Annotated in this window: 25 protein-coding genes and 1 pseudogene; 17 read left to right on the forward strand and 9 right to left on the reverse strand. The window is 62.8% G+C overall.

From position 1 onward, the window contains the following. The first annotated feature begins 154 nt into the window (after nucleotides 1-154). Nucleotides 155-781 (forward strand): outer membrane protein, encoded by a 627-nt coding sequence (locus tag RPMA_RS22440; RefSeq protein ID WP_211909860.1) that lies wholly within the window; start codon nucleotides 155-157, stop codon nucleotides 779-781. Between the two features lie 186 nt (nucleotides 782-967). Here RPMA_RS22440 and RPMA_RS22445 read toward each other — a convergent pair whose 3' ends face one another. From RPMA_RS22445 to RPMA_RS22460, 4 genes and pseudogenes are all read right to left on the reverse strand, one after another. Further along, a complete protein-coding gene (locus tag RPMA_RS22445; protein WP_116663852.1) occupies nucleotides 968-1,183 on the reverse strand; it encodes a cold-shock protein in 216 nt (71 codons plus the stop codon). Between the two features lie 248 nt (nucleotides 1,184-1,431). Then, nucleotides 1,432-2,291: pseudogene (locus RPMA_RS22450) on the reverse strand (23S rRNA (adenine(2030)-N(6))-methyltransferase RlmJ). Between the two features lie 190 nt (nucleotides 2,292-2,481). Beyond that, complete coding sequence (locus RPMA_RS22455; protein WP_211909861.1) at nucleotides 2,482-3,168, reverse strand: ribonuclease T2 family protein; 687 nt, start codon at nucleotides 3,166-3,168, stop codon at nucleotides 2,482-2,484. Between the two features lie 180 nt (nucleotides 3,169-3,348). Further along, nucleotides 3,349-3,813, reverse strand: a complete 465-nt coding sequence (locus RPMA_RS22460) for a hypothetical protein (RefSeq protein WP_211909862.1) — start codon at nucleotides 3,811-3,813, stop codon at nucleotides 3,349-3,351. Between the two features lie 169 nt (nucleotides 3,814-3,982). Between RPMA_RS22460 and RPMA_RS22465 the strand changes: the two genes are divergently transcribed. The 3 genes from RPMA_RS22465 to RPMA_RS22475 all read left to right on the forward strand — a co-directional run bounded on the left by RPMA_RS22465 (nucleotide 3,983) and on the right by RPMA_RS22475 (nucleotide 5,967). After that, nucleotides 3,983-4,273 (forward strand): hypothetical protein, encoded by a 291-nt coding sequence (locus tag RPMA_RS22465; protein WP_211909863.1) that lies wholly within the window; start codon nucleotides 3,983-3,985, stop codon nucleotides 4,271-4,273. A gap of 185 nt (nucleotides 4,274-4,458) precedes the next feature. After that, nucleotides 4,459-4,983 carry a DUF3617 domain-containing protein gene (locus RPMA_RS22470; RefSeq protein WP_211909864.1) on the forward strand — a complete coding sequence of 175 codons (525 nt, stop codon included), beginning with the start codon at nucleotides 4,459-4,461 and terminating at the stop codon, nucleotides 4,981-4,983. Between the two features lie 192 nt (nucleotides 4,984-5,175). Then, nucleotides 5,176-5,967, forward strand: a complete 792-nt coding sequence (locus tag RPMA_RS22475; protein WP_211909865.1) for a thioesterase family protein — start codon at nucleotides 5,176-5,178, stop codon at nucleotides 5,965-5,967. Nucleotides 5,968-6,055: 88 nt separating this feature from the next. On the opposite strand, the gene RPMA_RS22480 is transcribed toward RPMA_RS22475, so the two are convergent. Then, on the reverse strand, nucleotides 6,056-6,268 hold the full coding sequence (locus RPMA_RS22480; protein ID WP_211909866.1) for a tautomerase family protein: 213 nt from the start codon (nucleotides 6,266-6,268) through the stop codon (nucleotides 6,056-6,058). 129 nt (nucleotides 6,269-6,397) lie between these two features. After that, nucleotides 6,398-7,894, reverse strand: coding sequence for a histidine--tRNA ligase (hisS, locus tag RPMA_RS22485; RefSeq protein ID WP_211909867.1), 1,497 nt, complete (start codon nucleotides 7,892-7,894; stop codon nucleotides 6,398-6,400). A 146-nt stretch (nucleotides 7,895-8,040) separates the two neighbouring features. On the opposite strand from hisS, the gene RPMA_RS22490 reads away from it, so the two are divergent. The 4 genes from RPMA_RS22490 (at nucleotide 8,041) to RPMA_RS22505 (ending at nucleotide 12,217) form a co-directional block, all read left to right on the forward strand. Then, entirely contained in the window at nucleotides 8,041-8,637 is a 597-nt protein-coding gene (locus tag RPMA_RS22490) for a phage holin family protein (RefSeq protein ID WP_211909868.1), read from the forward strand. After that, complete coding sequence (locus tag RPMA_RS22495) at nucleotides 8,637-9,623, forward strand: YihY/virulence factor BrkB family protein (protein ID WP_328516531.1); 987 nt, start codon at nucleotides 8,637-8,639, stop codon at nucleotides 9,621-9,623. The genes RPMA_RS22490 and RPMA_RS22495 overlap by 1 nt, the downstream gene beginning before the upstream one ends. Nucleotides 9,624-9,878: 255 nt before the next feature. Continuing rightward, nucleotides 9,879-11,348 carry an EAL domain-containing protein gene (locus RPMA_RS22500; protein ID WP_211909869.1) on the forward strand — a complete coding sequence of 490 codons (1,470 nt, stop codon included), beginning with the start codon at nucleotides 9,879-9,881 and terminating at the stop codon, nucleotides 11,346-11,348. Nucleotides 11,349-11,362: 14 nt separating this feature from the next. Then, nucleotides 11,363-12,217, forward strand: coding sequence for a TIGR01459 family HAD-type hydrolase (locus RPMA_RS22505; protein WP_211909870.1), 855 nt, complete (start codon nucleotides 11,363-11,365; stop codon nucleotides 12,215-12,217). Nucleotides 12,218-12,485: 268 nt separating this feature from the next. On the opposite strand, the gene RPMA_RS22510 is transcribed toward RPMA_RS22505, so the two are convergent. Further along, nucleotides 12,486-12,881, reverse strand: coding sequence for a response regulator (locus RPMA_RS22510; RefSeq protein ID WP_211909871.1), 396 nt, complete (start codon nucleotides 12,879-12,881; stop codon nucleotides 12,486-12,488). A 249-nt stretch (nucleotides 12,882-13,130) separates the two neighbouring features. Here RPMA_RS22510 and RPMA_RS22515 point away from each other — a divergent pair, with 249 nt between their 5' ends. Then, complete coding sequence (locus tag RPMA_RS22515; protein ID WP_211909872.1) at nucleotides 13,131-14,102, forward strand: bifunctional riboflavin kinase/FAD synthetase; 972 nt, start codon at nucleotides 13,131-13,133, stop codon at nucleotides 14,100-14,102. A gap of 1 nt (nucleotide 14,103) precedes the next feature. Here RPMA_RS22515 and RPMA_RS22520 read toward each other — a convergent pair whose 3' ends face one another. Further along, nucleotides 14,104-14,553: an RES family NAD+ phosphorylase gene (locus RPMA_RS22520; protein WP_211909873.1), complete on the reverse strand. Its 450-nt coding sequence runs from the start codon at nucleotides 14,551-14,553 to the stop codon at nucleotides 14,104-14,106. A 9-nt stretch (nucleotides 14,554-14,562) separates the two neighbouring features. Continuing rightward, nucleotides 14,563-14,856, reverse strand: coding sequence for an MbcA/ParS/Xre antitoxin family protein (locus RPMA_RS22525; protein ID WP_211909874.1), 294 nt, complete (start codon nucleotides 14,854-14,856; stop codon nucleotides 14,563-14,565). Nucleotides 14,857-14,939: 83 nt separating this feature from the next. On the opposite strand from RPMA_RS22525, the gene RPMA_RS22530 reads away from it, so the two are divergent. From RPMA_RS22530 to RPMA_RS22565, 8 genes are all read left to right on the forward strand, one after another. Further along, nucleotides 14,940-15,515, forward strand: coding sequence for a sugar O-acetyltransferase (locus RPMA_RS22530; RefSeq protein ID WP_211913774.1), 576 nt, complete (start codon nucleotides 14,940-14,942; stop codon nucleotides 15,513-15,515). Nucleotides 15,516-15,813: 298 nt separating this feature from the next. Further along, nucleotides 15,814-18,813, forward strand: a complete 3,000-nt coding sequence (ileS, locus tag RPMA_RS22535) for an isoleucine--tRNA ligase (RefSeq protein ID WP_211909875.1) — start codon at nucleotides 15,814-15,816, stop codon at nucleotides 18,811-18,813. Further along, nucleotides 18,786-19,307: a signal peptidase II gene (gene lspA / locus RPMA_RS22540; protein WP_211909876.1), complete on the forward strand. Its 522-nt coding sequence runs from the start codon at nucleotides 18,786-18,788 to the stop codon at nucleotides 19,305-19,307. Before ileS ends, lspA begins: the two co-directional genes overlap by 28 nt. Before the next feature lie 160 nt (nucleotides 19,308-19,467). Continuing rightward, entirely contained in the window at nucleotides 19,468-20,106 is a 639-nt protein-coding gene (locus RPMA_RS22545) for a hypothetical protein (protein ID WP_328516532.1), read from the forward strand. A 156-nt stretch (nucleotides 20,107-20,262) separates the two neighbouring features. After that, complete coding sequence (locus RPMA_RS22550) at nucleotides 20,263-21,654, forward strand: M16 family metallopeptidase (protein ID WP_211909878.1); 1,392 nt, start codon at nucleotides 20,263-20,265, stop codon at nucleotides 21,652-21,654. A gap of 2 nt (nucleotides 21,655-21,656) precedes the next feature. Beyond that, nucleotides 21,657-23,018, forward strand: coding sequence for a M16 family metallopeptidase (locus tag RPMA_RS22555; RefSeq protein ID WP_211913775.1), 1,362 nt, complete (start codon nucleotides 21,657-21,659; stop codon nucleotides 23,016-23,018). 60 nt (nucleotides 23,019-23,078) lie between these two features. Then, on the forward strand, nucleotides 23,079-23,495 hold the full coding sequence (arfB, locus tag RPMA_RS22560; RefSeq protein WP_211909879.1) for an alternative ribosome rescue aminoacyl-tRNA hydrolase ArfB: 417 nt from the start codon (nucleotides 23,079-23,081) through the stop codon (nucleotides 23,493-23,495). 166 nt (nucleotides 23,496-23,661) lie between these two features. Then, nucleotides 23,662-24,057 carry a VOC family protein gene (locus RPMA_RS22565; RefSeq protein WP_211909880.1) on the forward strand — a complete coding sequence of 132 codons (396 nt, stop codon included), beginning with the start codon at nucleotides 23,662-23,664 and terminating at the stop codon, nucleotides 24,055-24,057. Nucleotides 24,058-24,093 lie beyond the last annotated feature (36 nt).

Below are 24,093 nucleotides of genomic sequence, written 5' to 3' on the forward strand. Positions count from 1 at the left end.
ATACCGCGCCCATCCCGCGCATTAAGAACCGCTTAATCTAAAACTCTCGATAAATCGTCTCGATAAATGATGGAATTCCGTAACCCTAAGCCTTCGTTCCGACTGAGATCGGACGGTGTTTGGGACGGCAGTAAAGCGTTGTGGAGAGTTTGAGATGACCAAGTTTGCGTTCGCGGCAGTCGCCGTTCTGGTGACGGGTGTGACGGCAACGCAGGCAGCGGATCTGGGCTATCGGTCGCGCGGACCGGCGCCCTATACGGTCGCGCAGCCGCTGAATGGCTATAGCTGGGCCGGCCCGTATCTGGGTGCCAATCTCGGTTATGAGTGGGGCAATGTCTCCGGCGCCTCGGCCAAGCCATCGGGCATCGCAGGCGGCGTGACCGCCGGCTACAACTGGCAGAGCGGCAACATTGTTTACGGTGTCGAAGGCGACATCCAGTTGACGGGCGCCGATGGCCGTTTCGCCAATTACAAGTTCTCGAACCCGTGGTTCGGCACCGCGCGCGGCCGTCTCGGCTACGCCGTCAACAATGTGCTGCTCTACGGCACCGCCGGTCTAGCCTTCGGCAGCCTGGAGGCCGAGCTCGGCAACCTGCAGCAGTCCTTCACCTCGATCGGCTGGACCGCCGGTGTCGGCGCCGAAGTCGGCATCTATCAGAACTGGACCGCAAAGATCGAATATCTCTATGTCGATCTGTCCAAGAACAACTACTCGCTCATTCCGTCGAACAGCGGCCTGGACTTCAGCACCGTCCGCATCGGCGTGAACTATCACTTCTAAGTCTTACGAGTTTAAGCCTTACGAGTTTAAGCCTTGCGGGTTTAACCCAACAGGTAGCGGCGGGTCGGCTCATGCCGATCCGCTTCTCTCCAAGCTCCAAGTGAGAAGAAACCAGCACGACCCACTCCCGACCGCCTCGCGGTCGGGATTTTTCTTGCCGGTGACGTCCGGATTGTGCGCGCGGCGCTACCCGGTAATCACCAGATCGACCGCCTTCGGTCCCTTGCCCTTCTTGTCGGGCTCGACCTCGAATGTGATCCGCTGTCCCTCGATCAGGTCCTTCAAGCCCGCACGCTCGACTGCGGTGATGTGGACGAAAACGTCTCGTCCCCCGTCATCCGGCTTGATGAAGCCGTAGCCACGTTCGCCATTGAAGAATTTGACCGTACCACTCATGCCCATCGGGAAACTCCCTCCCCGCAATGCTCCGCCCCGGCGCACTTGCGCCGCGACCGACCGGACATTCACTCCTCAGATGCTTGGCCGTTTCTTTTGATAGTCTTTTTTGGGCCTTGTCACTCCGCCGCAACCATTCGCGGAAGCGGAACGTAAAGCCAGTCACGCAACCAGCTTAATACGGTTCCATGAAGGTGACTACCGTTTTTGGAAACGTGGCAGGAGAGTTGCCGCTTGAGTAGTTGAGTCCGCACTCACGCCTTGGCGTTTTCGAGCCGGAAGCGCGCCACGCCGCCGACACCGAGCGGCCTTTCCAGTTGCGGCAGGATCTGGCGTAGCTCGTCCTGCAATTTCCACGGCGGATTGACGATCAGGAGTCCGGTGGAAGTCAGCGGACCGTCGGGGTCTTGCGGGGCAATGCTGAATTCGAGGCGCAGGCATTTTCCTGGCGTCGCCGACGCTGCCGCGGTGGCGGCGACGCTGCGCGAAAGATCATCGGTGGGACGGCGGCTCTTGGCCGGATACCACAGCATATAGATGCCGGTCGGCCATTTGGCATAGGCCTGTGCAAACCCCGCGGCCAGCCTGGAGAATTCGTCCTTCGCCTCGAAGGGGGATCGATCAGCACCAGGCCGCGACGCTCCTTCGGCGGCACGTAAGCGGGCAGACCGACCCAGCCGTCAATATCGACCACGCGGGCCTGTTCGTCATGGCGCAGTGCCGAGATCAGCTGTTTGCGCGCCACAGGCTCCAGTTCACAGCACACCATGCGATCCTGCGGCCGCATCATCGCGCGGGAAATCAGCGGCGAGCCGGGATAGGCGACCAGATCACCATCGGGATTGAAGGCGCGAACGATGTCCAGGTAGGGCGCAATCAGCTTCTCGGCGGCATCACTGAAGCTCGACTGCATCATACGGGCGATGCCGGTGCTCCATTCGACCGAGCGCGTCGCCTCGTCGCCGGTGAGATCATAGCGGCCGGCACCGGCATGGCTGTCGATGACACGAAACGGCGTCGGCTTCTCGTGCAGATGGGTCAGGATACGGACCAGCACGAGATGCTTGATGACATCGGCAAAATTGCCGGCATGGAAGGCGTGGCGATAATTCATGGGAGATGGAGTACGCCAAGTGGCTCCAACCCTCAACTTGTCATCCCCCGCCTAGCGCGCCGAAGGCGCGCGCGGAGCGGGGGATCCAGTAGACACCGGCTGCGCAGCTCAACCACTTCTGCCAGCGCTTACTGGATTGCCCGGTCCTAGCGCGCAATTGCGCGCACGGCCGGGCAACGACAGAGCGCGCCTACCCACCCCTGACCGGCGGCATCACTATCTTGTCGCGGCGGCAGGCGCGGCGGTCGATTTCCTCGCAGGCGCGGAACTGAAGATCCTTGCTCATGCAGATCCGCACCTCCTGCAAGCGATTGCGCTCGCAGGTGATGGCGATGGCGGAGCTGCTGAGGCCGGGATTGACCTTAATGAAAGCATCTTCCACCGCCTCGGGCGACACCGTCTTCGCCGTCTGAAGATCGATATATTCATCGGGAATCTTCACGCCGGCGCGCGCCTTGCGCGTGGTCTCGAAATAAGCGCGCGGGCCGAGGCCCGAACAGGTGCCGTGCTTGTCCCATTCGTTGAAGATCAGGCCCGGCGCCGGCATCAGGTCCAGCATCGAGGTCATGATATTGCGGGGCAGCCGCGGTGCCGGGCGCTCGCAGTAATTGGGAAAGCCGCGATCATATTGCGGCCAGAGGCCGTGGACCACGAAAGCATAGGGGCGGCCGCCGCACTGCATCTGCTGATTGCGCGAGGAATTGCCACGCTCCTGCGCGGCCTCGCAGAACGACGGCGACCACGACAGCGACAGGACATAGAAATCGAATTCGCCGGGTGCATTTTGCCGGCGGTCCTGCGCCGCGGCGCTGCCGATGGACAGTGCGACCAGCAGAAAAATGCCGAGCGAAACGACCGACCGAATTGCATGAAACATGGCGTGCCCCACCCCTGATCAGGCAAGCCTAATCGGGCATCAAGAACAATTCAAGAACAATGAAGGAAGAGTAGCCCGGATGGAGCAAGGCGCAATCCGGGGACAGGCAGATGTGCCGAAGCATCGGTTCCTGGATTTCGCTGCGCTCCATCCAGGCTACCGAACTACGAGACCGTGGTCTTAGAACTTCGCCGCGCGGCACTTCGGGTTATAGGCCCAGTCGCGGTCGAGGCCGACCACGCACCATTCGACGCCATCGCCATAGCCGGCGAAACCGCCGTCCTCGATGACCGAATAATGCACCTGGCGCTGCTTGCCGTCGGTGAACATTGCATCGGCGGTGCAGAAACGGCGCGGAATGTTGTCCGAGGTCCAAGGGCGGAAGGCCGTTTCCTGGACGCGGCTGAAGCCCGCGACCTGCAGCGCAGAATTCCAGAAGCCCGCTTCCTTGTTCTGGAACTGGTACGTGATCTTCCACAGCGCGGATTCGCAGGAGCCGACCTTGCCTTCGTAATTCGGGCCAAACAGGCCGAAATTGAGCTCGAGCAGATTGGCGGCCTGCGCTTTCGGCGCCATGCTGAACAGCGCCAGACCGGCAACGGCGACCAAGGCAGCTTTTTTCAGGAACGAAACGATGGTGCGCATAGGGAATCCGCCGGCTGGAATGAGGTTCCGGGACCGTGCCGCGAAGGCCTTGCGGGGTCAAGTGCACCGCGGCAACACCCTGCGCACAACTCCGTCAGTGCACGCCGGGCGTTCTTTCCAGCGTCGCCGATGCCCTTTAAGGTGCCGGCTGACGAATAAGGAGACGACGATGCGGACGATTCGGTTGGCGATTTTGGCACTGGGCATGAGCGCGGCGGTGAGCGGCGCAGCCAGGGCTGACTGGGTGCCCCCGTTCAAAGGCAACGACACCGGCGGCATCATCTCCACCTCGCTGATCGCCCAGACCGACATTCGCGCACTCGCGATCGACCATTGCGCGCGTTACGGCAAGGTCGTGAAATTCCTGGGCTCGCAGAACCAGTATGGCGGCTATGTCTCGTTCGCCTGCCGCTGGGTGCCCTATGGCGCCAACGAGCGCCCGCTCAGCGTTCGCTACTGAGCACAAGCAACACTACAGATGATGGGTTGCCTGTTCGCTGACGCGCGATGAGCGTCAGCAAACACCCATGCTGCGCGAAGCGCAGGACGCGTCGCACGTACAATCGCGCGATGACACAAAAGACATAATCGGATGCCGTAAGACCTGTCCTACCCGTGACAATAACAGGACATCGGAGGTATCCCATGATTCAGCGCGCGAGCCTGATCGCTCTCACCCTTCTGTGCACCACCTCGCCATTGCTGGCCGACAATGTTCAGCTGCCGATCCGCAAGGCAGGCCTGTGGGAATTGACCACGCAGATCACCGGCGTGTCGAAAACCGTGACGCCGCCGATGGTGATGCATCAATGCACCGATGAAAGCGTCGATCGACAGATGAACAAGATGTCGTCGGACGCGATGAAGTGCTCCAAGCAGGAGATGACGAAATCCGGTAGCAGCTATATCGGCGACAGCGTCTGCACGATCGGCGATGCCACGGTGACGAGCCATGCGGAAGCCACCGGCGATTTCAACTCCGCCTATTCGGTGAAGACCACCGCGAAATCGAGCGGCGGCAACCTGCCACCGGAAATGGTGACGACGATCCAGGCCAAATGGGTCAGCGCCTGCAAGGCCGACCAGAAGCCCGGCGACGTCGTGATGCCCGGCGGCATGAAGATGAACATCACCGACCTGCAGAGAACGAAGGCGATGCAGCCGAAGTGAGAGTCCGGAGTTTCGCGAATATCGGCGCGCCTTGATAGGCGCTCCGCACGCACCTCACGTCATGCCCGGGCTTGACCCGGGCTCCCATCTTTTCTGGGTCTGCGGCAGCTGCCCACCCATATTCCCCCTCCCTACGTTCCCCGCTATAGATGATGGCAATCATCCAACAAGGAACGCCTGAGGAAACGACGCATGACAGAATTCACCGCATTGATGGCCGGCATGACGAGATCCGGCGACGGCTGGACCGTCAGCGTCAGCGATGATTGGCTGCAGGGCCGCACCGTCTATGGCGGAATGGGCGCGGCACTGTGCATGCAGGCGGCGCTCAATGAATTCGGCAGCGTGCCGCCGCTGCGCTCGGCACAAATCGCTTTTATCGGCCCTGCCACGGGGCAATTGCAGCTGACGGCCACCGTGCTGCGCAAGGGCAAGTCGACCTTGTTCGCAAATGTCGATCTTGTCGGCGAAGCGGGCCTCGCGACGCGCGCAGTGTTCTGTTTCGGCGCCGCGCGAGAGTCTGCCTACAACTATGTCGCCATCGGCACGCCGGAATTGAAAGACCCGGAGTCCTGCCCTGACTTCTTCCGCAATGCGCCACCGGTGCTGAGATTCGTGCAGCATATGGAAGGGCGTTTCGTGTCCGGTTCGCCGCCGTTCAGCGGCAGTGACGACCCGCAGATGTCGCTCTGGCTCCGCCATCGCGAGCCCGGCATCACGCCGTCGCTGGTGGCCCTGCTCGCGCTGGCCGACGCCCCGCCTCCGGCTGCGACCGCGCGGGCGAAAACACCATCCCTGATCTCGACAATGACGTGGTCCATCGACATGCTGACCGACGAGATCACGACCGACGATGGCTGGTGGCTGATCCACAATCGCGCCGAACAGATCGCGGGCGGCTATTCGAGCCAGGCGATGACGCTGTGGAATCGGCAGGGCACACCGATCATGGCGAGCCGGCAGAATATCGCAGTGTTCGGGTGATGCTATTGAGCGCAGCGGAGCCGCGCTTCTTCCTCCTCCCCCAAGCACAGCGAAGCTGTGCAGGGTGGGAGAGGGAAGAATAGTCTAACTACTTCTTCGCCGCGGCGGCTTCGGCGGCGCGTTCGACGAACGTCTTGCCGCCCTTCATCTTGTTCTGCAGCGGCGCCTCGTTGATCTGGATGACAACGGCATCGGCGGCGACGCCGAGATTCTTCACCAGTGCCTGGGTGATGTCGAGCATCATGCCCTTCTTCTGCTCGTCGGTGCGGCCGGCGGCCATGCTCACAGTAATCTCAGGCATTGATGTCTCTCCCTTGGTGCTTCCAAAACGCCGTCATGGCCGGGCTTGTCCCGGCCATCTACGTCTTCTCTATCAGGCGCATCAAACAAGACGTGGATGCCCGGGACAAGCCCGGGCAAGACGCACGTGTTATGCGCTCCAGCTGACGCCGTGCTTGACCAGCAGCGTCTTGACCGTGCTGACCAGATCGCTCTCCGCGATCTCGATCTGCGCGTCCGCCTGCTTCTTCAGATATTCCTCGCGGTCCTTGATCTCGGTGAGACCGGCGCCTGCGATCAGATCCTTGATCAGCAGCTTGCCGCCGGCCTTCTCATCCGAGCCCTGGATGATGGCGAGCGGCGAATTGCGCTTGTCGGCATATTTCATCTGCTGGCCGAGCGCATGCTTGGGATTGCCGAGATAGAGCTCGGCACGAATGCCTGCCGAGCGCAGCTTCGCGACCATCGCCTGATAGTCCGCGATCTCGCCGCCGAACACGGTGACGACCACGGGGCCGGGCTGCTGCTGCGTATCGATCTTGCCGAGAAGCGTCAGCGCCGCCTGCAGGCGCGACACGCCGATGGAGAAACCGGTGGCCGGCACCGGCTCGCCGCGGAAGCGCGACACGAGGCCATCATAACGACCACCGCCGCCAACCGAGCCGAAACGCACGGGACGGCCCTTCTCGTCCTTGGTCTCGAGCGTGAGCTCAACTTCGTAGACGGGGCCGGTATAGTATTCGAGACCGCGCACGACGGAGGGATCGATCTTGATACGATCTTCGCCGTAACCCGCTGCTGTGATCAGCTTGCCGATCTCATCGAGTTCGGCCCGCCCCTGCTTATAGGCTTCGGAGCTGTTGAGCTTGTCGGTCGCTTCGCTTGCCGCATCGAGGCTGCGCAGCACCGTCTCGGCATCCTCGAGCGAGAGACCGGCGCCTTTTGTAAAATCGCCCTTGCCTTCCTCGCCGCCATCCCAGCGACCGGGGCCGAGCAGTTTCTTGATTTCATCGACCGGAAACTTGTCCATCTTGTCGATGGCGCGCAGCACCGTGAGGCGACGGCCGGCCTGATCGTCACCGCCGAGGCCGATGCTCTCCATCACGCCGTCGAGCACCTTGCGATTGTTCACGCGGACCACATAGCTGCCGCGCGGAATGCCGAGGGCTTCCATCGTATCGGCGGCCATCATGCACATCTCGGCATCTGCCGCCGGCGAACCGGAGCCCACCGTGTCGGCGTCGAACTGCATGAACTGGCGGAAGCGGCCTGGGCCGGGTTTTTCGTTGCGATAGACGTAACCGGCGCGGTAGCTGCGATACGGCTTTGGCAGCGCATCCCAATGCTCGGCGACATAACGGGCGAGCGGCGCCGTCAGATCGTAGCGCAGTGAGATCCATTGCTCGTCATCGTCCTGGAACGAGAACACGCCTTCATTCGGCCGGTCCTGATCGGGCAGGAATTTGCCGAGCGCGTCGGTGAATTCCATGGTCGGGGTCTCGACCGGCTCGAAGCCGTAGCGTTCATAGACCTCGCGAATGGTGTCGGTCATGCGCCGGGTCGCGGCGATATCCGCCGGTCCACGATCGCCGAGACCGCGCGGCAGGCGCGCGCGGAGTTTTTGCGGTTTTTTGGGTTTGTCAGCCATAGGCGCGTGGTACCAGCGCGGGCAGGAACCGGCAAGAAGCGAGGCGCGCCACTGGGGCTGCCATGCATTCGCGGAACCAAGCCATCCGGTCCTCGTTCCTTTTCGATACCGGTGCCATCCGCCGGGCCAGAAACGAGGCTTTTCCCATGTCCCCGCTCGTCAGCGCGCTTGCCCGTACCGGCCTGGCGCTCAAGCTCGATCAGGTCAAACGCGCCACCTCCTCCTATATGCGCGACCGCAGCGAGCAGGGCACCAGTATCGCCGTCTCCTATGCCACCGCCGCCGGCCTCTACGCCGCCGCGGGCATCTTCCTGATCGCCACGCTGCTGGTGGGGGCCGCCGCGCTGTTCCGCTGGGTTGAAATCGAATATGGGCTGTTTCCGGCCTTCGGCGTCACAGGCGGCCTGCTGCTGCTGCTGGCCGCAACATTTGCGGGCCTTGCAGCAGCCCGACTGAAGAAGCCGTCGCGGCAATTTCCGACGCTCAGCAGCCGGCTGCGTGTCGCCGTCAATGCCACGCCATCCCGACAATCGTCGATCCCGGCGCAGCGGACGGCCCAGCCCGCTGAATTCAAGCCGAGTACGTCGCCGTCCCGCCCACGCACTCCGACGAATAGCGACAACGGCCCGCTCAAGGCCGGGCTGCTGCTGGCTGCGACACTGGCCGGCTGGGCGCTGACGCGCCGCCACCAATTGGCGAAGGACATCACCCCGCCGCGCAAGCAGGCCAAAGCAGAGAACTGATGCGCCTTCGCCGGATCGACGCCGAAGCCGTGTGGCTCGTCGCGGCCACCACGGCAGCCGTGCTGGCAGTCCAGAGCCTGGCCGCATCAGCCCAGCGTCCTGCGAGCCAGATCGCCAGACGCCCCGCCCAACCCGCTGCGGAGCATGCCCAGCCAGATCGCGGCCGGGACTCGACCACGCCACTGCAAATCCCGCAGGCCGGCTGGAAAGACATCCTGTGGCGCACCTACGAACAGATCAACGAGGATCGCCTGCTGGCCATCGCTGCAGGTGTCGTGTTTTACGGGCTGCTGGCCGTGTTCCCCGCCATCACGGCGCTGGTCTCCTGCTACGGCCTGTTCGCCGACGCCTCGACCATCTCGGACAACCTGCAGACCCTGGCGATGGTGTTGCCTGCGGGCTCCTACCAGATCGTGCAGGACCAGATCGCCCGCGTGCTGGCCAAAGGGCCGGCGAGCCTCGGCTTCACTTTCCTGCTCGGCATCGCACTGGCCTTGTGGAGCGCCAATGCAGGCGTGAAAGCGGTCATCGATGCACTCAACGTCGTCTATGACGAACGCGAAAAGCGCAATTTCATCAAGCTCAATGCACTGTCCCTCGCCTTTACCGCAGGCGGTATCGCGGCGCTGCTGCTGATGGTGAGCGCCGTCGTCGCCTTTCCGCTCGCCATGGATCGCATCGGCATGGCGCAGGACAGCAAGCTGCTCGTCAGCCTGGCACGCTGGCCGCTGGTGCTGCTGGTGGTCATGCTCGCGCTCGGCCTGCTCTACCGGTTCGGACCAAGCCGCCCTGGCGCGCGCTGGGAATGGCTGGGCATCGGCACCATCGTCGCCGCAGCGCTCTGGCTTGCCGGCTCGCTACTGCTGTCGTGGTATTTGTCCAATTTCGGCAATTACGACGCGACTTATGGTTCGCTGGGCGCCGCCATCGGCCTGATGATGTGGATGTGGATGTCCGCGATCATCGTCCTGTGCGGGCGGAACTGAATGCAGAGATCGAGCATCAGACCGCCGTGGACACGACGGTCGGCCCCAACCGGCCGATGGGCGCCCGCGGCGCGGCCATGGCCGACACGCTCGGGCGGGCGAGCCACTAAAGGCGCACAAAAAGCATCGGTGGGCATCGCAGCGGAGGCCCATTTCCGAATCAGCAATGATGATAGACTGGACACCGTATTTCGCGGACGGGCGTAAGCTCGCCTGCCGCAAAGGATTTTAGGATTTCAGGGTGTCGCGCGCGTCATGATTCGCATCTCCACGATATTCGTCGGCATCTGCATGGTGCTGATCGCGGCGTCGCTCGGGATGGTGCTCTATGTCGTGGCCAAGATCAGCGGCTATGAGGCGATGATCGTCGGCCTCACGGCACTCACCATCATGATTCTCTACAATGCCGTGTCGCTGCGCATAAAAGACCGCGCCGAGGCCAGCGGCCAGATCTCGGATCTGTCACGCGGCACCACCGACCTCGCCCGCCAGGTCGCCGAATATGGCCGCCGCCTCGCAGCACTCGAAGCCAAGATGAACACGGCGCAGACCAACAATCAGGAGCGCATCCAGGGCGTGATGGGTGAGATCGGCGAGTTGGGGACGCTGATGCGCCAGCTCGCCACCTCGGTCGCCAATCACGAAGACATGCTGATGGCGCCGCCGCCAGCGCCGCCCGCCCACGTCGCCATTGCGCCTCCCGCGCCGCCAGTGCGCCCCGTCAGCGTGATGCCGGAAATGCCGCTTGCGGTCACCATTGCCGAAGACACGGTCGCACCACCGGTTGTCGCACCGGTCGCCGTTGCGAGCCCTATCGTGCCGGCACAGAACGACGCGCAATTCGCCGCCACGATCCGCAGCGCCATCGCCGACAACCGCATCGACATCTACCTGCAGCCGGTGGTGACGCTGCCGCAGCGCAAGGTGCGTTTCTACGAAGCGATCTCGCGCCTGCGCGACGACAAGGACCAGATCATCGTCGCCGACGACTTCATCGGTCCCGCCGAAGCCGCCGGGTTGATGCAGCAGATCGACCACAGCGTGCTCCTGCGCAGCATGCAGGTGCTGCGTCGCTTGATGGTGCGCAACAAGGATGTCGGCGTATTCTGCAACGTCGCCAAGGCGACGCTGTCGGATCCCCAGGCCTTCGCGCAGTTCATCGATTTCCTCGACGCCAATCGCGCGCTGGCGCCATCCTTCGTGCTGGAGTTCAAGCAGAGCACGTTCCGCAGCCTCGGCCCGGTCGAGAGCGAGCATCTCGCCGCTTTGGCCCAACGCGGCTATCGCTTCTCCATCGACCATGTCACGGACCTTCGGATCGAGCCGCGCGAATTGGCCGACCGGGCCGTCCGTTACATCAAGGTCCCGGCCACGCTGATGCTCGATCCCAACCAGGCATCGCTGTCGGATATCCACGCTGCCGACCTGTCAGACCTGCTCGGACGCTTCGGGATCGACCTGATTGCCGAGCGCATCGAGGGTGAACGCGCCGTCGTGGACCTGCTGGATTTCGACGTCCGCTTCGGCCAGGGCTTCCTGTTCGCCGCCCCTCGGCCGTTGCGCCCGGAAACTCCGGCTGCTAACGCAGCCCCGGCATCTTCCGCCAAGGCTCCAACGGGACCCGTTGGTGCAGCTCGTCCGGCTCATGGCGCCGTTCCCCGTGGCGAACAGCCGCGTGCCGGTGGCGTCGCTGCGCTGGCCCGCCGCGCCACCGGTCCGAACTGATCGGCACTTCTTTCATGACCACTCTGCGTTTCGCCGAACGTCTGCGCGACCTCACCGGGAATGTCGATGTCGTCCTCAGCGACATCTGGGGCGTCGTTCATAACGGCCTCGAGTCGTTTCCCGATGCCTGCGCCGCGCTGCATACGTTCCGCGCCCAGGGCGGCACCGTGGTGCTGATCACCAATGCACCGCGCCCGGCGGATTCGGTGCAGCGACAGCTGCGCAAGCTGAACGTGCCCGATGATTGCTATGACGCCATCGTCTCGTCCGGCGACCTCACCCGCAATTTCGTCGCCGAGCGGCCGGGCCAGGCCATGCATCTGATCGGCCCGGATCGCGATTCATCGATCCATCGCGGGCTCGATGTGAAACTGGTGCCGCTGATGGACAGCGATTACATCGTCTGCAGCGGCCTGTTCGACGACGAAACCGAGACTGCGGAAGACTACCGCGACATGATGCAGCAGGCGCTGTCGAAGAAGCTCACCATGGTCTGCGCCAATCCGGACATCATCGTCGAACGCGGCGACCGACTGATCTATTGCGCCGGTGCCGTGTCCGAACTCTATCGCGAGATGGGCGGCGAGGTGATTTTCTACGGCAAGCCGCACAGGCCGATCTATGACCGCGCCATGGCGCTGGCCAAGGCGAAGCGCGGCAAGGATACGGAATTGAGCCGCGTGCTGGCGATCGGCGACAGCGTACGCACCGATCTCGCCGGCGCGCATGGCTATGGCATCGACCTGCTGTTCGTCACCCGCGGCATTCACGCCGGGGACTTTGACGGCGTCGAGCAGATGAATGCGGCCGAAGTGAAAGAACTGTTCGGGCACCCGCCGAAGGCGTTGATGCGCGAATTGAAGTGGTGAGTTGTCGTCCCGGCGCTCTTTTCCCTCCCCAAGCGGCACAGCCGCGCCGTGGGGAGGGTGGCACGAGCCTGACGAAGCGAAGCTTCGTTATGGCGAGTGACGGGTGGGGTCTATCCCCGCGCTCTGACGTCACGCGGGGCGCCCCACCCCGGCCCTCCCCACTGCGCGGCTTCGCCGCTTGAGGGAGGGAGCACTACTGTCCCGGCTCAAATGCAAAATGCCCGGCGCAAAGCCGGGCATTCGCGAAACTCGGTGATCGAAATCAGGCTTACGCCGGCACAGCGTCCGGGAACACGGCTTCGATCTTGGTCTTCAGCGTTGCCGCGTTGAACGGCTTGACGATGTAGTTGTTCACGCCAGCCTTCTTGGCGGCGATCACGTTCTCGGTCTTCGATTCCGCGGTGATCATGATGAACGGTGTCTGCGACAGGTTGGGGTCGGCGCGGACTTCTTTGAGCAGGTCGTAGCCGGTCATCGGCTCCATGTTCCAGTCGGAAATCACGAGGCCATACTTCTTGGTACGCATCTTCTCGAGCGCCATGGAGCCGTCGCTGGCATCGTCGATATGCTCAAAGCCCAGCTGCTTCAGAAGATTGCGAATGATGCGGATCATGGTGTTGTAATCGTCCACCACCAGCACCGACATCGACAAATCAACCGCCATCTTCAGTCCCCCTCAGGCACGATACGCGCGTAATAACAAATGATGTTTGCCGAACGGCAAACCGATCTGGATTGAGATTTAGCAGCGTCGGTTAAATTTCCCGTTAACCGGGAGCCGCCGGTAAATCCGTCAAATTAGACGGGAATACCGATAGCGCGAGAGGCTTTCGCTTTCCTTACCGCCGGCTTGACTGGGTCTCGCGCGCGCGCCACGGTCCGCCATCATTGAAAACCATCAACGAATCCAATCATGACGTCTGCCTTTACCGTAATCCGCGACACCACACCGATCAGCGACATCCCAAGGGGATGCGTGGTGGCAATGGGTAATTTCGATGGTGTGCATCTCGGGCATCGCACCGTCATTGGTGCAGCACTCCGCATGGCGGAGTTGCACAAGACCCGCGCGCTGGCGGTCACCTTCGAGCCGCATCCGCGGCTGTTCTTCAGCCCGAACACGCCGCAGTTCCGGCTGTCCGATGAACCTGCGAAGCTGCGGCTCCTGGCCGGCACGGGGCTGGCGGGGGCCGTGGTCATGACATTCGACAAGGGCCGCGCCGGCACCACGGCGCATGATTTCATTCACCACGATCTGATCGAACGCCTCGGCATCAGCGGCATCGCCGTCGGCTACGACTTCCATTTCGGCAAGGGCCGCACCGGCTCGCCCAGCCTGCTCGCCACCGAAATGCCGCGGCTCGGTATCGAGGTCGATATCCAGCCGCATGTGGACATCGACGAACGGCCGGTGTCTTCCACTGCCATCCGCATGGCGCTGGCCGAGGGGCAAATCGTCGAAGCCACCGAGATGCTGCAGGGTCCGTGGTTCATCACGGGCGAAGTGATCCACGGTCAGAAGCTCGGCCGCGATCTCGGTTATCCCACCGCCAATATCCGCCTGCCCGCGAGTTGCGGCCTGCGTCACGGCATCTATGCGGTGCGCGTCGGCCGCGGCAACGAACGCTTCGATGGGGTCGCCTCATTCGGCCGCCGCCCCACCTTCGACAACGGCGCACCGCTGCTGGAAGTGTTTCTGTTCGACTTCAAGGGCGACCTCTACGGCCAGACGCTGGACGTGGCGTTCATCGCCTATATCCGGGATGAACTTAAATTCGACGGGATAGACGCGTTGATCGTTCAGATGAACGATGACAGCGCAAAGGCGCGGGCTGCACTGGCAGCGGCGCCGGATGTGTTTCCGAGACTGGGAAAGGTGAGGTAGTTCAGCGCGAACGCCAGAGACGTGGATCGAAGGGCGCTGTGATTGTCTCTATGATGCTGATGAACGGCGCGTCGCTATGCAGAGGGTTCAGCAGATAGTTTTTAGCCGGCCTTACGATCGCGGATGGCACTTGCAACAACGCGTTCGCACTCCTGTTTAACCAGCTGTCACCCATCGCCCGCGTTACATCAATTCGCTTGAGCCAATCCATTGGCAAATCGGCAGCGTCGATCTGGTCGGCCTTGATTTTGTCTTCAGCCCGAACACGAAGCAACTGGTAGCTCGCAGGAGCAAAGTTGAAGTCGAGATGAACAATCATCTCCAGTAACGCGCTGGACGGATGATCAGCGAGGTAGACGATGCGCCTGCCCTCGGAGTGCCAGCGGCCACCGAAGCGCAAGCCACCGATACCAGACAAATCCGGATAATTTGAGATCCGCCAGAGCTCCATCGTGAAGGCTCAAGCGAAAATGCCGTGGTCGATCTGTCCTAACGTCTCATGTACCACCGCAGCGCCGATGTCGTCCTTCATGAGATCGATTGGCTTTTGCCCATACATCGACCTGTTAGGATGATTGAACCATCTCTCGGCTTTTGCCGGATCACCGAACACCTGGTCTGCATATGCGCGAACCTCAAGCAAACTCGGGACGTGCTCGCGCATGGGAGCATTCCGTGCTTCCTCGGGAAGCGGCCCCTGCCGTCGCAAATCCTTCAAATGCTGATATTGCTCGATGCGGGTACGCGGGTTCATCGGTTTCGCTCCACGATCTCAACAAAATATACCGTTAGTCGTAAAATACAACCATAACTCGACACCTGCGCCGGAGGCTCGCCCTGACCAAGACCGAAAAACAGAAAATGCTCGCGGGTGAGCTCTACAATCCCGCCGGCAATGCCGAACTCGCCGCGGACGAGGCTGCCGCCAAGGCGTGGATGGCGCGCTACAACGCGACCATGGATGCGACCAATGCCGAGCGCCATGCGCTGCTGGTCGAGCAGTTCAAGCAGGTCGGCAAGGATGTCGCGATCCGGCCGCCTTTCTTCATCGACTACGGCTACAACATCAGCGTCGGCGACGGCGTGTTCATGAATTTCAACTGCGTCATTCTCGACATCATGAGCGTGACCATCGGCGACCGCACCCAGATCGGACCCGGCGTCCAGATCCTGGCGGCGGACCACCCGCGCGATGCCGCCACAAGGCGGAAGATGCTGGAATTCGGCCGGCCGGTGAGCATCGGGGCCGATGTCTGGATTGGCGGCGGAGCCATCATCCTGCCGGGCGTGACCATCGGCGACGGCGCCCTGATCGGGGCCGGGGCGGTGGTGACCCGGGATGTGCCGGATGGCGTCACGGTGGTCGGAAACCCGGCCAAAATCCTGCCGCCGAAAGCTCTCCCGTCATCCTGAGGTGCGAGCTCTTGCGAGCCTCGAAGGATGGCCACGGGCTCCGGCGAGCCCGCCGCCGCCCTTCGAGGCCTCCGCTGCGCTCCGGCACCTCAGGGTGACGGCTTCGTGAGGGGCCGGAGACGCCCCTTTGCGATCCCTGTTCCCCCTGCTATGGAATGCCCGATGTCTGCACGGCGCCCCATCATAAGCATTATCGGCCCGGCTTCCGCCTGAGCTTCGCTCGGCGCAAGACCGGGACCGACCTGTTTCATCGCGTTTTCGACGCGTATCCGCGCCATTCGAGCCAGCCCGAGCACCCATGTCCGACAAGCCCGCGACCCAAAAAGACGTTCAAGACTATTCAAAAACTCTTTACCTGCCGCAGACCGAGTTCCCGATGCGCGCCGGTCTGCCCACCAGCGAGCCGAAGATGCTTGAGCGGTGGAAGGAGATCGACCTCTACAAGCAGCTCCGCGAGAAGGCCAAGGGTCGGGCAAAGTTCGTGCTGCATGACGGCCCGCCCTATGCGAACGGCAACATCCATATCGGCCATTCGCTCAACAAGATCCTCAAGGACGTGGTGACCAAGAGCCAGCAGATGCTGGGCTTCGATAGCAACTATGTGCCGGGCTGGGACTGCCACGGCCTGCCGATCGAGTGGAAGATCGAGGAAGAGAACTACCGCTCCAAGGGCAAGGCCAAGCCGAATTTCAAGGACGGCGCGGCGATGATCGCGTTCCGCCAGGAATGCCGCGCCTATGCCAACAAGTGGCTCGACATCCAGCGCGAGGAATTCAAGCGTCTCGGCATCATCGGCGACTGGGCAGGCCGCTACGCCACCATGGACTTCTTCGCCGAAGCGCAGATCGCGCGTGAGCTGATGAAGTTCGCCGCCAACGGCACGCTGTATCGCGGCTCCAAGCCGGTGATGTGGAGCGTGGTCGAGAAGACCGCGTTGGCCGAAGCGGAAGTGGAATATGAGGACTACACATCGGACACGGTGTGGGTGAAGTTTCCGGTCAAGGCCGAGTATGGCCGCCTCGCCAAGGCCTCGGTGGTGATCTGGACCACCACGCCATGGACCCTGCCCGGCAACCGCGCCATCACCTTTGCGCCGAAGGTCGCCTATGGCCTCTACAAGGTCACCGACGCACCGGAAGACAACTGGGTGAAGACCGGCGAATTGCTGCTGCTGGCCGATGCGCTGGCCGAGAGCGTGTTCAAGCAGGCGCGTGTCACGTCCTATGAGAAGGTCAGCGACGTCTCCGCCGACATCCTCGATGCGGTTGAGGTCAGGCATCCGCTCGCCGGTTTTGCCGGCGGCTATGAATTCACCGTGCCGCTGATCGAAGGCGATCACGTCACCGACGATGCCGGTACCGGCTTTGTGCATACGGCGCCCGGCCACGGCCGCGAAGACTTCGACGCCTGGATGAACGCCGCCCGCGATCTCGAAGCGCGCGGCATCTCGTCGGTGATCCCCTACACCGTCGATGAGAACGGCGCGCTCACCGAGCAAGCGCCGGGCTTCACCGGCGAACGCGTCATCAACGACAAGGGCGAGAAAGGCGGCGCCAACGAAGCCGTCATCAAGCAGCTCTTGGCCCACGGCAACCTGATGGCGCGCTCGCGCGTCAAGCATCAATATCCGCATTCCTGGCGCTCCAAGAAGCCGGTGATCTATCGCAACACGCCACAATGGTTCATCGCGATGGACAAGGACATCGCGGACGACGGCAAGGCGAAGCCGGGCGACACCGTCCGTCGTCGTGCGCTCGACGCCATCAAGGTCACGCAGTGGGTGCCGGCCGCCGGCCAGAACCGCATCACCGGCATGATCTCGGGTCGCCCCGACTGGGTGATCTCGCGCCAGCGCGCCTGGGGCGTGCCGATCGCGGTGTTCGTGCGCGAGACCGGCGACGGCGCGGCCGAAATCCTGCAGGACGCCGACGTCAACAAGCGCATCGCGGACGCTTTCGAGAAGGAAGGCGCCGACGCCTGGTACGCTGAAGGCGCGCGCGAGCGCTTCCTCGGCTCGCTGTCGAACGAAGAGTGGAAGAAGGTCGATGACATCTGCGACGTCTGGTTCGACTCCGGTTCGACCCATGCCTTCGTGCTCGAAGATCCCGTGCACTTCCCCGGCCTCGCCGGCATCAAGCGCAAGGTCGATGGCGGCGCCGACACCGTCATGTATCTCGAAGGCTCCGACCAGCATCGCGGCTGGTTCCACTCGTCGCTGCTGGAAAGCTGCGGCACGCGCGGCCGCGCGCCCTATGATGTCGTGCTGACTCACGGCTTCACGCTGGACGAGAACGGCCGCAAGATGTCGAAGTCGCTCGGCAACACCATCGAGCCGCAGAAAGTGATCAAGGATTCCGGCGCCGATATCCTGCGCCTGTGGGTCTGCGCCACCGACTATGCCGACGATCAGCGCATCGGCCCGGAAATCATCAAGAACACCATCGAGACCTATCGCAAGCTGCGCAACAGCGTGCGCTGGATGCTCGGCACGCTGCATCACTTCGACAAGACCGATGCCGTCGCGTTCAAGGACATGCCCGAGCTCGAACGGCTGATGCTGCATCAGCTCGCCGAGATCGATGCGAAGGTGCAGCAGGCGTATAAGGACTTCGACTACAAGACCGTGGTGGCCTCGCTCGCGACCTTCATGAACACCGAACTGTCGGCGTTCTATTTCGATATCCGCAAGGACACGCTGTATTGCGACGCGCCCTCCTCGGTCGCCCGCAAGGCGGCGCTGACGGCGATCGACACCATCTGCGACGCCATCCTGAAATGGCTGGCGCCCATCCTGTCCTTCACCATGGACGAAGCCTGGCGCATGTATCGTCCCGATGCCGAACCATCCGTGCATCTGACCGTGTTCCCGGAAGGGCTGGGCCAATTCAGGGATGAAGCGTTGGCCACGAAGTGGGAGACCATCCGCGACGTTCGCCGTGTCGTCACCGGCGCGCTGGAAGTCGAGCGTGCGGCGAAGAATATCGGCTCGTCGCTGGAAGCCTCGCCGCTGGTGCATGTTGCCGACAAAGCGGTGTTCGACCTGTTTGCAAGCGTGGACCTCGCCGAGATCTGCATCACCTCGAACGCGATGCTCACCAATGGCGATGCACCAGCCGGTGCCTTCACGCTCAGTGACGTTCCCGGCGTCGCCGTGGTGGTCGAAAAGGCTATCGGTACCAAGTGCGCCCGCTCCTGGAAGATCCTGCCCACGGTCGGTGCGGACAAGGACTATCCGGACGTGACGCCGCGCGACGCACAGGCGCTGCGTGAATGGAAGGCGCTGGGAGTCGCTGTGTGAGCCCAGCCGCCCGTTCCGGCCTGATCGTCGCCGTCGCCACCCTGATCCTCGATCAGGCGTCCAAGCTGTGGCTGCTCTACGGCTTCGATCTCGGTCATCGCGGGCTGGTGAAGGTGCTGCCCTTCTTCGACCTGATTCTCGCCTGGAATACCGGCATCAGCTACGGCTGGTTCTCGGATTCCGGGCCGATGGGGCAGGTCGCCCTTCTGGCCTTCAAGGTGGTGGCGGTGATAGCCCTCACCGTCTGGATGGTCCGCGCCGAGACCCGGCTTGCGACAATTGCACTCGGTTTGATCATCGGCGGCGCCATCGGCAATGCCATCGACCGGCTTGCCTACGGCGCCGTGGTCGATTTCGCCCTGCTCCACGCCGAAATCGGCGGCAAAACCTACAACTGGTACGTGTTTAACCTTGCGGATGTCGCCATCGTTGCCGGTGTGGCGGCCTTGCTGTATGACTCTTTCTTCAACGCACCCGCCGCAAAAGCGCCCTGATCCCAGCCGATATGCGAGGCCACGGGCGACGTCGGCGGAACCGCGTCATTTTCAGCGATCCGCCAGAGATTTGAACAGGATGAACACGATGCGCGAGACCGGGACCGGTAGGGCTCTGCACCTTTCATCGAGCGCGCTGACGCGCTCCCTGCGACTGGCCATGGCCGCTCTCGGAATCGGACTTGTGATGTCGGGCAGCATGGCCCGCGCTGAAGAAGACGACGATCTGACCTTCGAAGAGAAGTTCATCAAACAAGTGATGACCGGCCTCGGCGGCACCAATATGGACAATACCGGCATCGACTACCGTGAGCGTTCGCCGCTGGTGGTGCCGCCCAAGCTCGATCTGCCGCCCCCGGCCGCCACCGCATCGACTGCCAACGTCCCGAACTGGCCGAAGGATCCGGACATGCAGCGCCGCCGCGAGGCCGCAGCAGCAGCAAAGACCGGGCGTCCCGAAGCAGTGCTCGAGGCCGCCCGTCCGCTGACTCCAAAGGAAATGGCGCCGAAGCGCGCCCGTGTGAGCTCCTCCGGCGTCGACAATTCGCATCCGGGCGATCCGAACAAGAACATCGTGCTGAGCCCGAGCCAGCTCGGCGTGAGCAGCAGCACGCTCAAGAACATGTTCGGCAGCAACAAGGGCGAGACCGCCGAGTTCAAGGGCGAGCCGACGCGCGACGCGCTCACGCAACCCCCGGTCGGCTACCAGACGCCTGCGCAGGGCTATGCCTATGGCACTGGGCCGAAGGAAGTCATGCGGAACGAAGGTTTCCTCAATCCGATGACGGGCAAGTATTGATCGCGGCGCTGCCGTTGCCACGATCCACGTTACCGCGACTTAACTTGCGGCACACATCGCCCTTCGCCATTTTTTCAGGACCGTTTTAGCGCAACAACCGGCTGCATCTGCAGCCGGCGCGATCGATTGCACGCGCAAGGAGCAGCCAGCCCAGCCATGAGAACATCATTCGCCCGTGCCGTACGCTCCGCCGTCGCCGCCACGCTGCTGCTCACCGGCAGCTTCACCCTCGCAGCACAAGCGCAGACCGACAGCCCGAAGCCGCCGACGACGTTCAAGCTCGACAACGGCATGCAGGTTGTCGTGATCGAAGATCACCGCACTCCGGTCGTGACGCAGATGATCTGGTACAAGGTCGGCTCGGCTGACGAGACGCCAGGCAAATCCGGCCTCGCCCATTTCCTCGAACACCTGATGTTCAAGGGCACCGCCAAACATCCTGCGGGAGAATTCTCGCAAACCGTGCAGCGCATCGGTGGCAATGAAAACGCCTTCACCTCCACCGACTATACCGGCTACTTCCAGCGCGTCACCAAGGACCAGCTTGGCAAGATGATGGAGTTCGAAGCCGACCGCATGACCGGTCTCGTGCTCAAGGATGAGAACGTGCTGCCCGAGCGCGACGTCGTCCTCGAAGAATACAACATGCGCGTCGCCAACAGCCCGGAGGCACGGCTGACCGAACAGATCATGGCTGCGCTGTATCTGAACCATCCCTATGGCCGCCCGATCATCGGATGGCACCAGGAGATCGAGAAGCTCGATCGCGAAGATGCCCTCGCCTTCTACAAGCGCTTCTATGCGCCCAACAACGCGACGCTGATCATCGCCGGCGATGTCGATCCGCAGGAAGTCCGCCCGATGGTGGAGCGCACCTATGGCGTCATCCCTGCGCAACCGGCAATCGCCGAACGCCGCATCCGCCCGCAGGAACCGACACCCGCAGCGCCGCGCACGGTGACGCTCGCCGATCCCCGTGTCGAGCAGACCAATGTCCGTCGCTACTACCTCGTGCCATCGGCCACCACTGCTGCGGCAGGCGAGAGCCAGGCCCTCGATGTGCTGGGTCAGCTCATCGGCGGCGGCCCAAACTCCTATCTTTATCGCGCGCTCGTCATCGACAAGCAGCTCGCCGTCAATGCCGGCGCCAGCTATCAGGGCACTGCGCTCGACAGTGCCCAGTTCATGATCTCGGCTTCGCCGAAGCCCGGCGCTGAATTCGCGGATATCGAAAAGACCATCGATGCCGTGATCACCGACCTCGCGACCAATCCTGTGCCCGCCGCCGACCTCGAACGCGTGAAAACGCAGCTCGTCGCCGAGGCGATCTATGCACAGGACAGCCAGGCCTCGCTGGCGCGCTGGTATGGCGCCGCGCTGACCACCGGCCTGAGCGTGGAGGATATCCGCAGCTGGCCCGATCGTATCAAGGCCGTGACCGCGGAGCAGGTGCGCGCCGCTGCGCAGACCTGGCTCGACAAGAAGCGTTCGGTCACGGGCTATCTCATCAAGGACACTGCAGTTAAGCGTGAGGAGAAGCGGTCGTGAGCATGATCTTCAATCCACGCCGTCTCGGCATTGCCGCCGCCACCGCCTTGTCACTCGTCGCGCTGACGGTGACGCCCACTTTCGCCGCCGCCAAGGTGCAGCGGCTGGTGACGCCCGGCGGCATCGAAGCCTGGTTCGTGCAGGACGCCACCGTTCCCCTGATCGCCATGGAATATGCGTTCGGCGGCGGTGCCGCACAGGACCCGAAGGACAAGTCGGGCACAGCCAATATGGTGGCCAGCCTGATGGACGAAGGCGCCGGCGACCTCGACTCCGCCACCTTCCGCGACCGCATGGAGCGCCGCGCGATCGAACTCAGCTTCAATGCCCAGCGCGACTATCTGCGCGGGTCATTGCGGATGCTGAAGGAGCACAGCGGCGAAGCATTCGAACTCGCCCGTCTCGCACTGTCGTCGCCGCGCTTCGACGCGCCGGATGTGGAGCGCATCCGCGGCCAGATCCTGTCCGGATTGCGCCGCGAGACCTCAAACCCGAATTCGCTGGCGACCCGTAAATTCCTCGAAGTCGCGTTCGGCGATCATCCCTATAGCCGGCCGTCCAATGGCAGCATTGTGGATGTGCCCAACATCACGGTCGACGACATCAAGGCCTACAAGCAACGCATCGTCGCCAGGGACACGCTGCGGATTGCCGTCGTCGGCGACATCGCGCCTGACGCATTGGCCAAGCTGCTGGACAAGACCTTCGGTGGCCTGCCCGCCAAGGCGGGCCTCACCCCCGTCCCGAATGTCGTCGTGACCAAACCGCCGCAGAAGGCCTCGGTGACGCTGGACGTCCCGCAGACCGTGATCACCTTCGGCAGCCCCGGCATCAAGCGCGACGATCCAAACTTCATGGCCGCCTATATCGTCAATCACATCCTCGGTGGCGGCACGCTGTCATCGCGCCTGTATCACGAGGTGCGCGAGAAGCGCGGCCTCGCTTACTCGGTATCGAGCTCTTTGATCTGGATGGAGCATTCCGGACTCTGGATCGGCAACACCGCCACGCGCGCGGACCGCGCCACCGAGACGGCGGACACCGTGGCCAGCGAGGTCAAGCGACTCGCCGACCAGGGTCCGACGCAGCAGGAGCTGGATGAGGCCAAGTCCTATCTCAAAGGCTCGCAAATGCTGGCGCTCGACACATCGTCGAAACTGGCAAGCGCATTGCTGCAATACCAGCTCGACAAACTGCCGATCGACTATATCGAGAAGCGCAATGCCATCGTCGATGCGGTGACGCTGGATCAGGCAAAGGCGGCGGCCAAGAAGCTTTGGGCCGATGGCCTGCTCACCGTCGTGGTCGGCCGCGCTCCCCAGGCGGCCGCCGCACCGGTGGCACCCGCGCCCAAAGCGAACTAACCGCGCTGCGCCGGCAGCCCGAACTATGATAAGCATGGCAGCCTTCTCACCGAGTCTGCCATGCTCCGCATCACCCGTTCCATCGCCATCGAGGAAGACGATATCGAGATCGTCTATGTCCGCGCGTCCGGGCCGGGCGGGCAGAATGTCAACAAGGTCTCCACCGCCGCGCAATTGCGCTTCGACAGCAAGAAGTTGGTGATCCCCGAGGACATGGAAATCCGGCTGCGCACCCTCGCCGGCCAGCGCATGACCAAGGACGGCGTGATCGTCATGCACGCCCAGCGCTTCCGCACCCAGGAGCGCAACAAGGCCGACGCCATCGAGCGACTGGTGGAGCTGATCAAGGAAGCCGCCTATCGCGAACCGCCGCGACGGCCCACCAAGCCGACCCTCGGCTCCAAGAAGCGTCGCCTCGAAGGCAAGAAACGCCGCAGTGACGTCAAGGCCGGCCGCAGCGGCCGCTTCACCGATTAAGGGCCGTCATTGCGAGGAGCCCTTGCGACGAAGCAATCCAGTCTTTGCTTCGGGCTCTCTGGATTGCTTCCACCTTCGCTCTTCGAGCTTCGGCGGACACGTCATCGCTTCGCTCCTCGCAATGACGGTGGTAATGCTTCCGTCATCACGATTGAGGACCCTTTCCATGGCCAAACCCGTTCACTCCATGATCCGCGTGCTCGACGAAGCGCGTTCGCTCGATTTCTACAAGCGCGCCTTCGGCCTGGAAATCGCGGAGCGGCTGGCCTTCGATGATTTCACGCTGATCTATCTGCGCCATCCTTCCTCACCTTTCGAGCTGGAGCTGACCGTGAATAAAGGCCGTACCGAGCCTTATGCGCTGGGCGACGGTTACGGCCATCTCGCCGTGGTGGTGGATGATCTCGCGGCGGAACATGCGCGGTTCGAGCAGGAGAAACTGGCGCCCGGCCCGCTGCGCGAGCTGAAGCATGACGGCAAGCCGCTGGCAGGCTTCTTTTTCGCCACCGACCCCGACGGCTACAAGATCGAAGTCATCGCGAAGAGCGGCCGCTTCGCTTAAACCGGGGAAAACGGGCCTGCGCGGGGACATCGGGTG

Source organism: Tardiphaga alba (assembly GCF_018279705.1).
GTDB lineage: Bacteria > Pseudomonadota > Alphaproteobacteria > Rhizobiales > Xanthobacteraceae > Tardiphaga > Tardiphaga alba.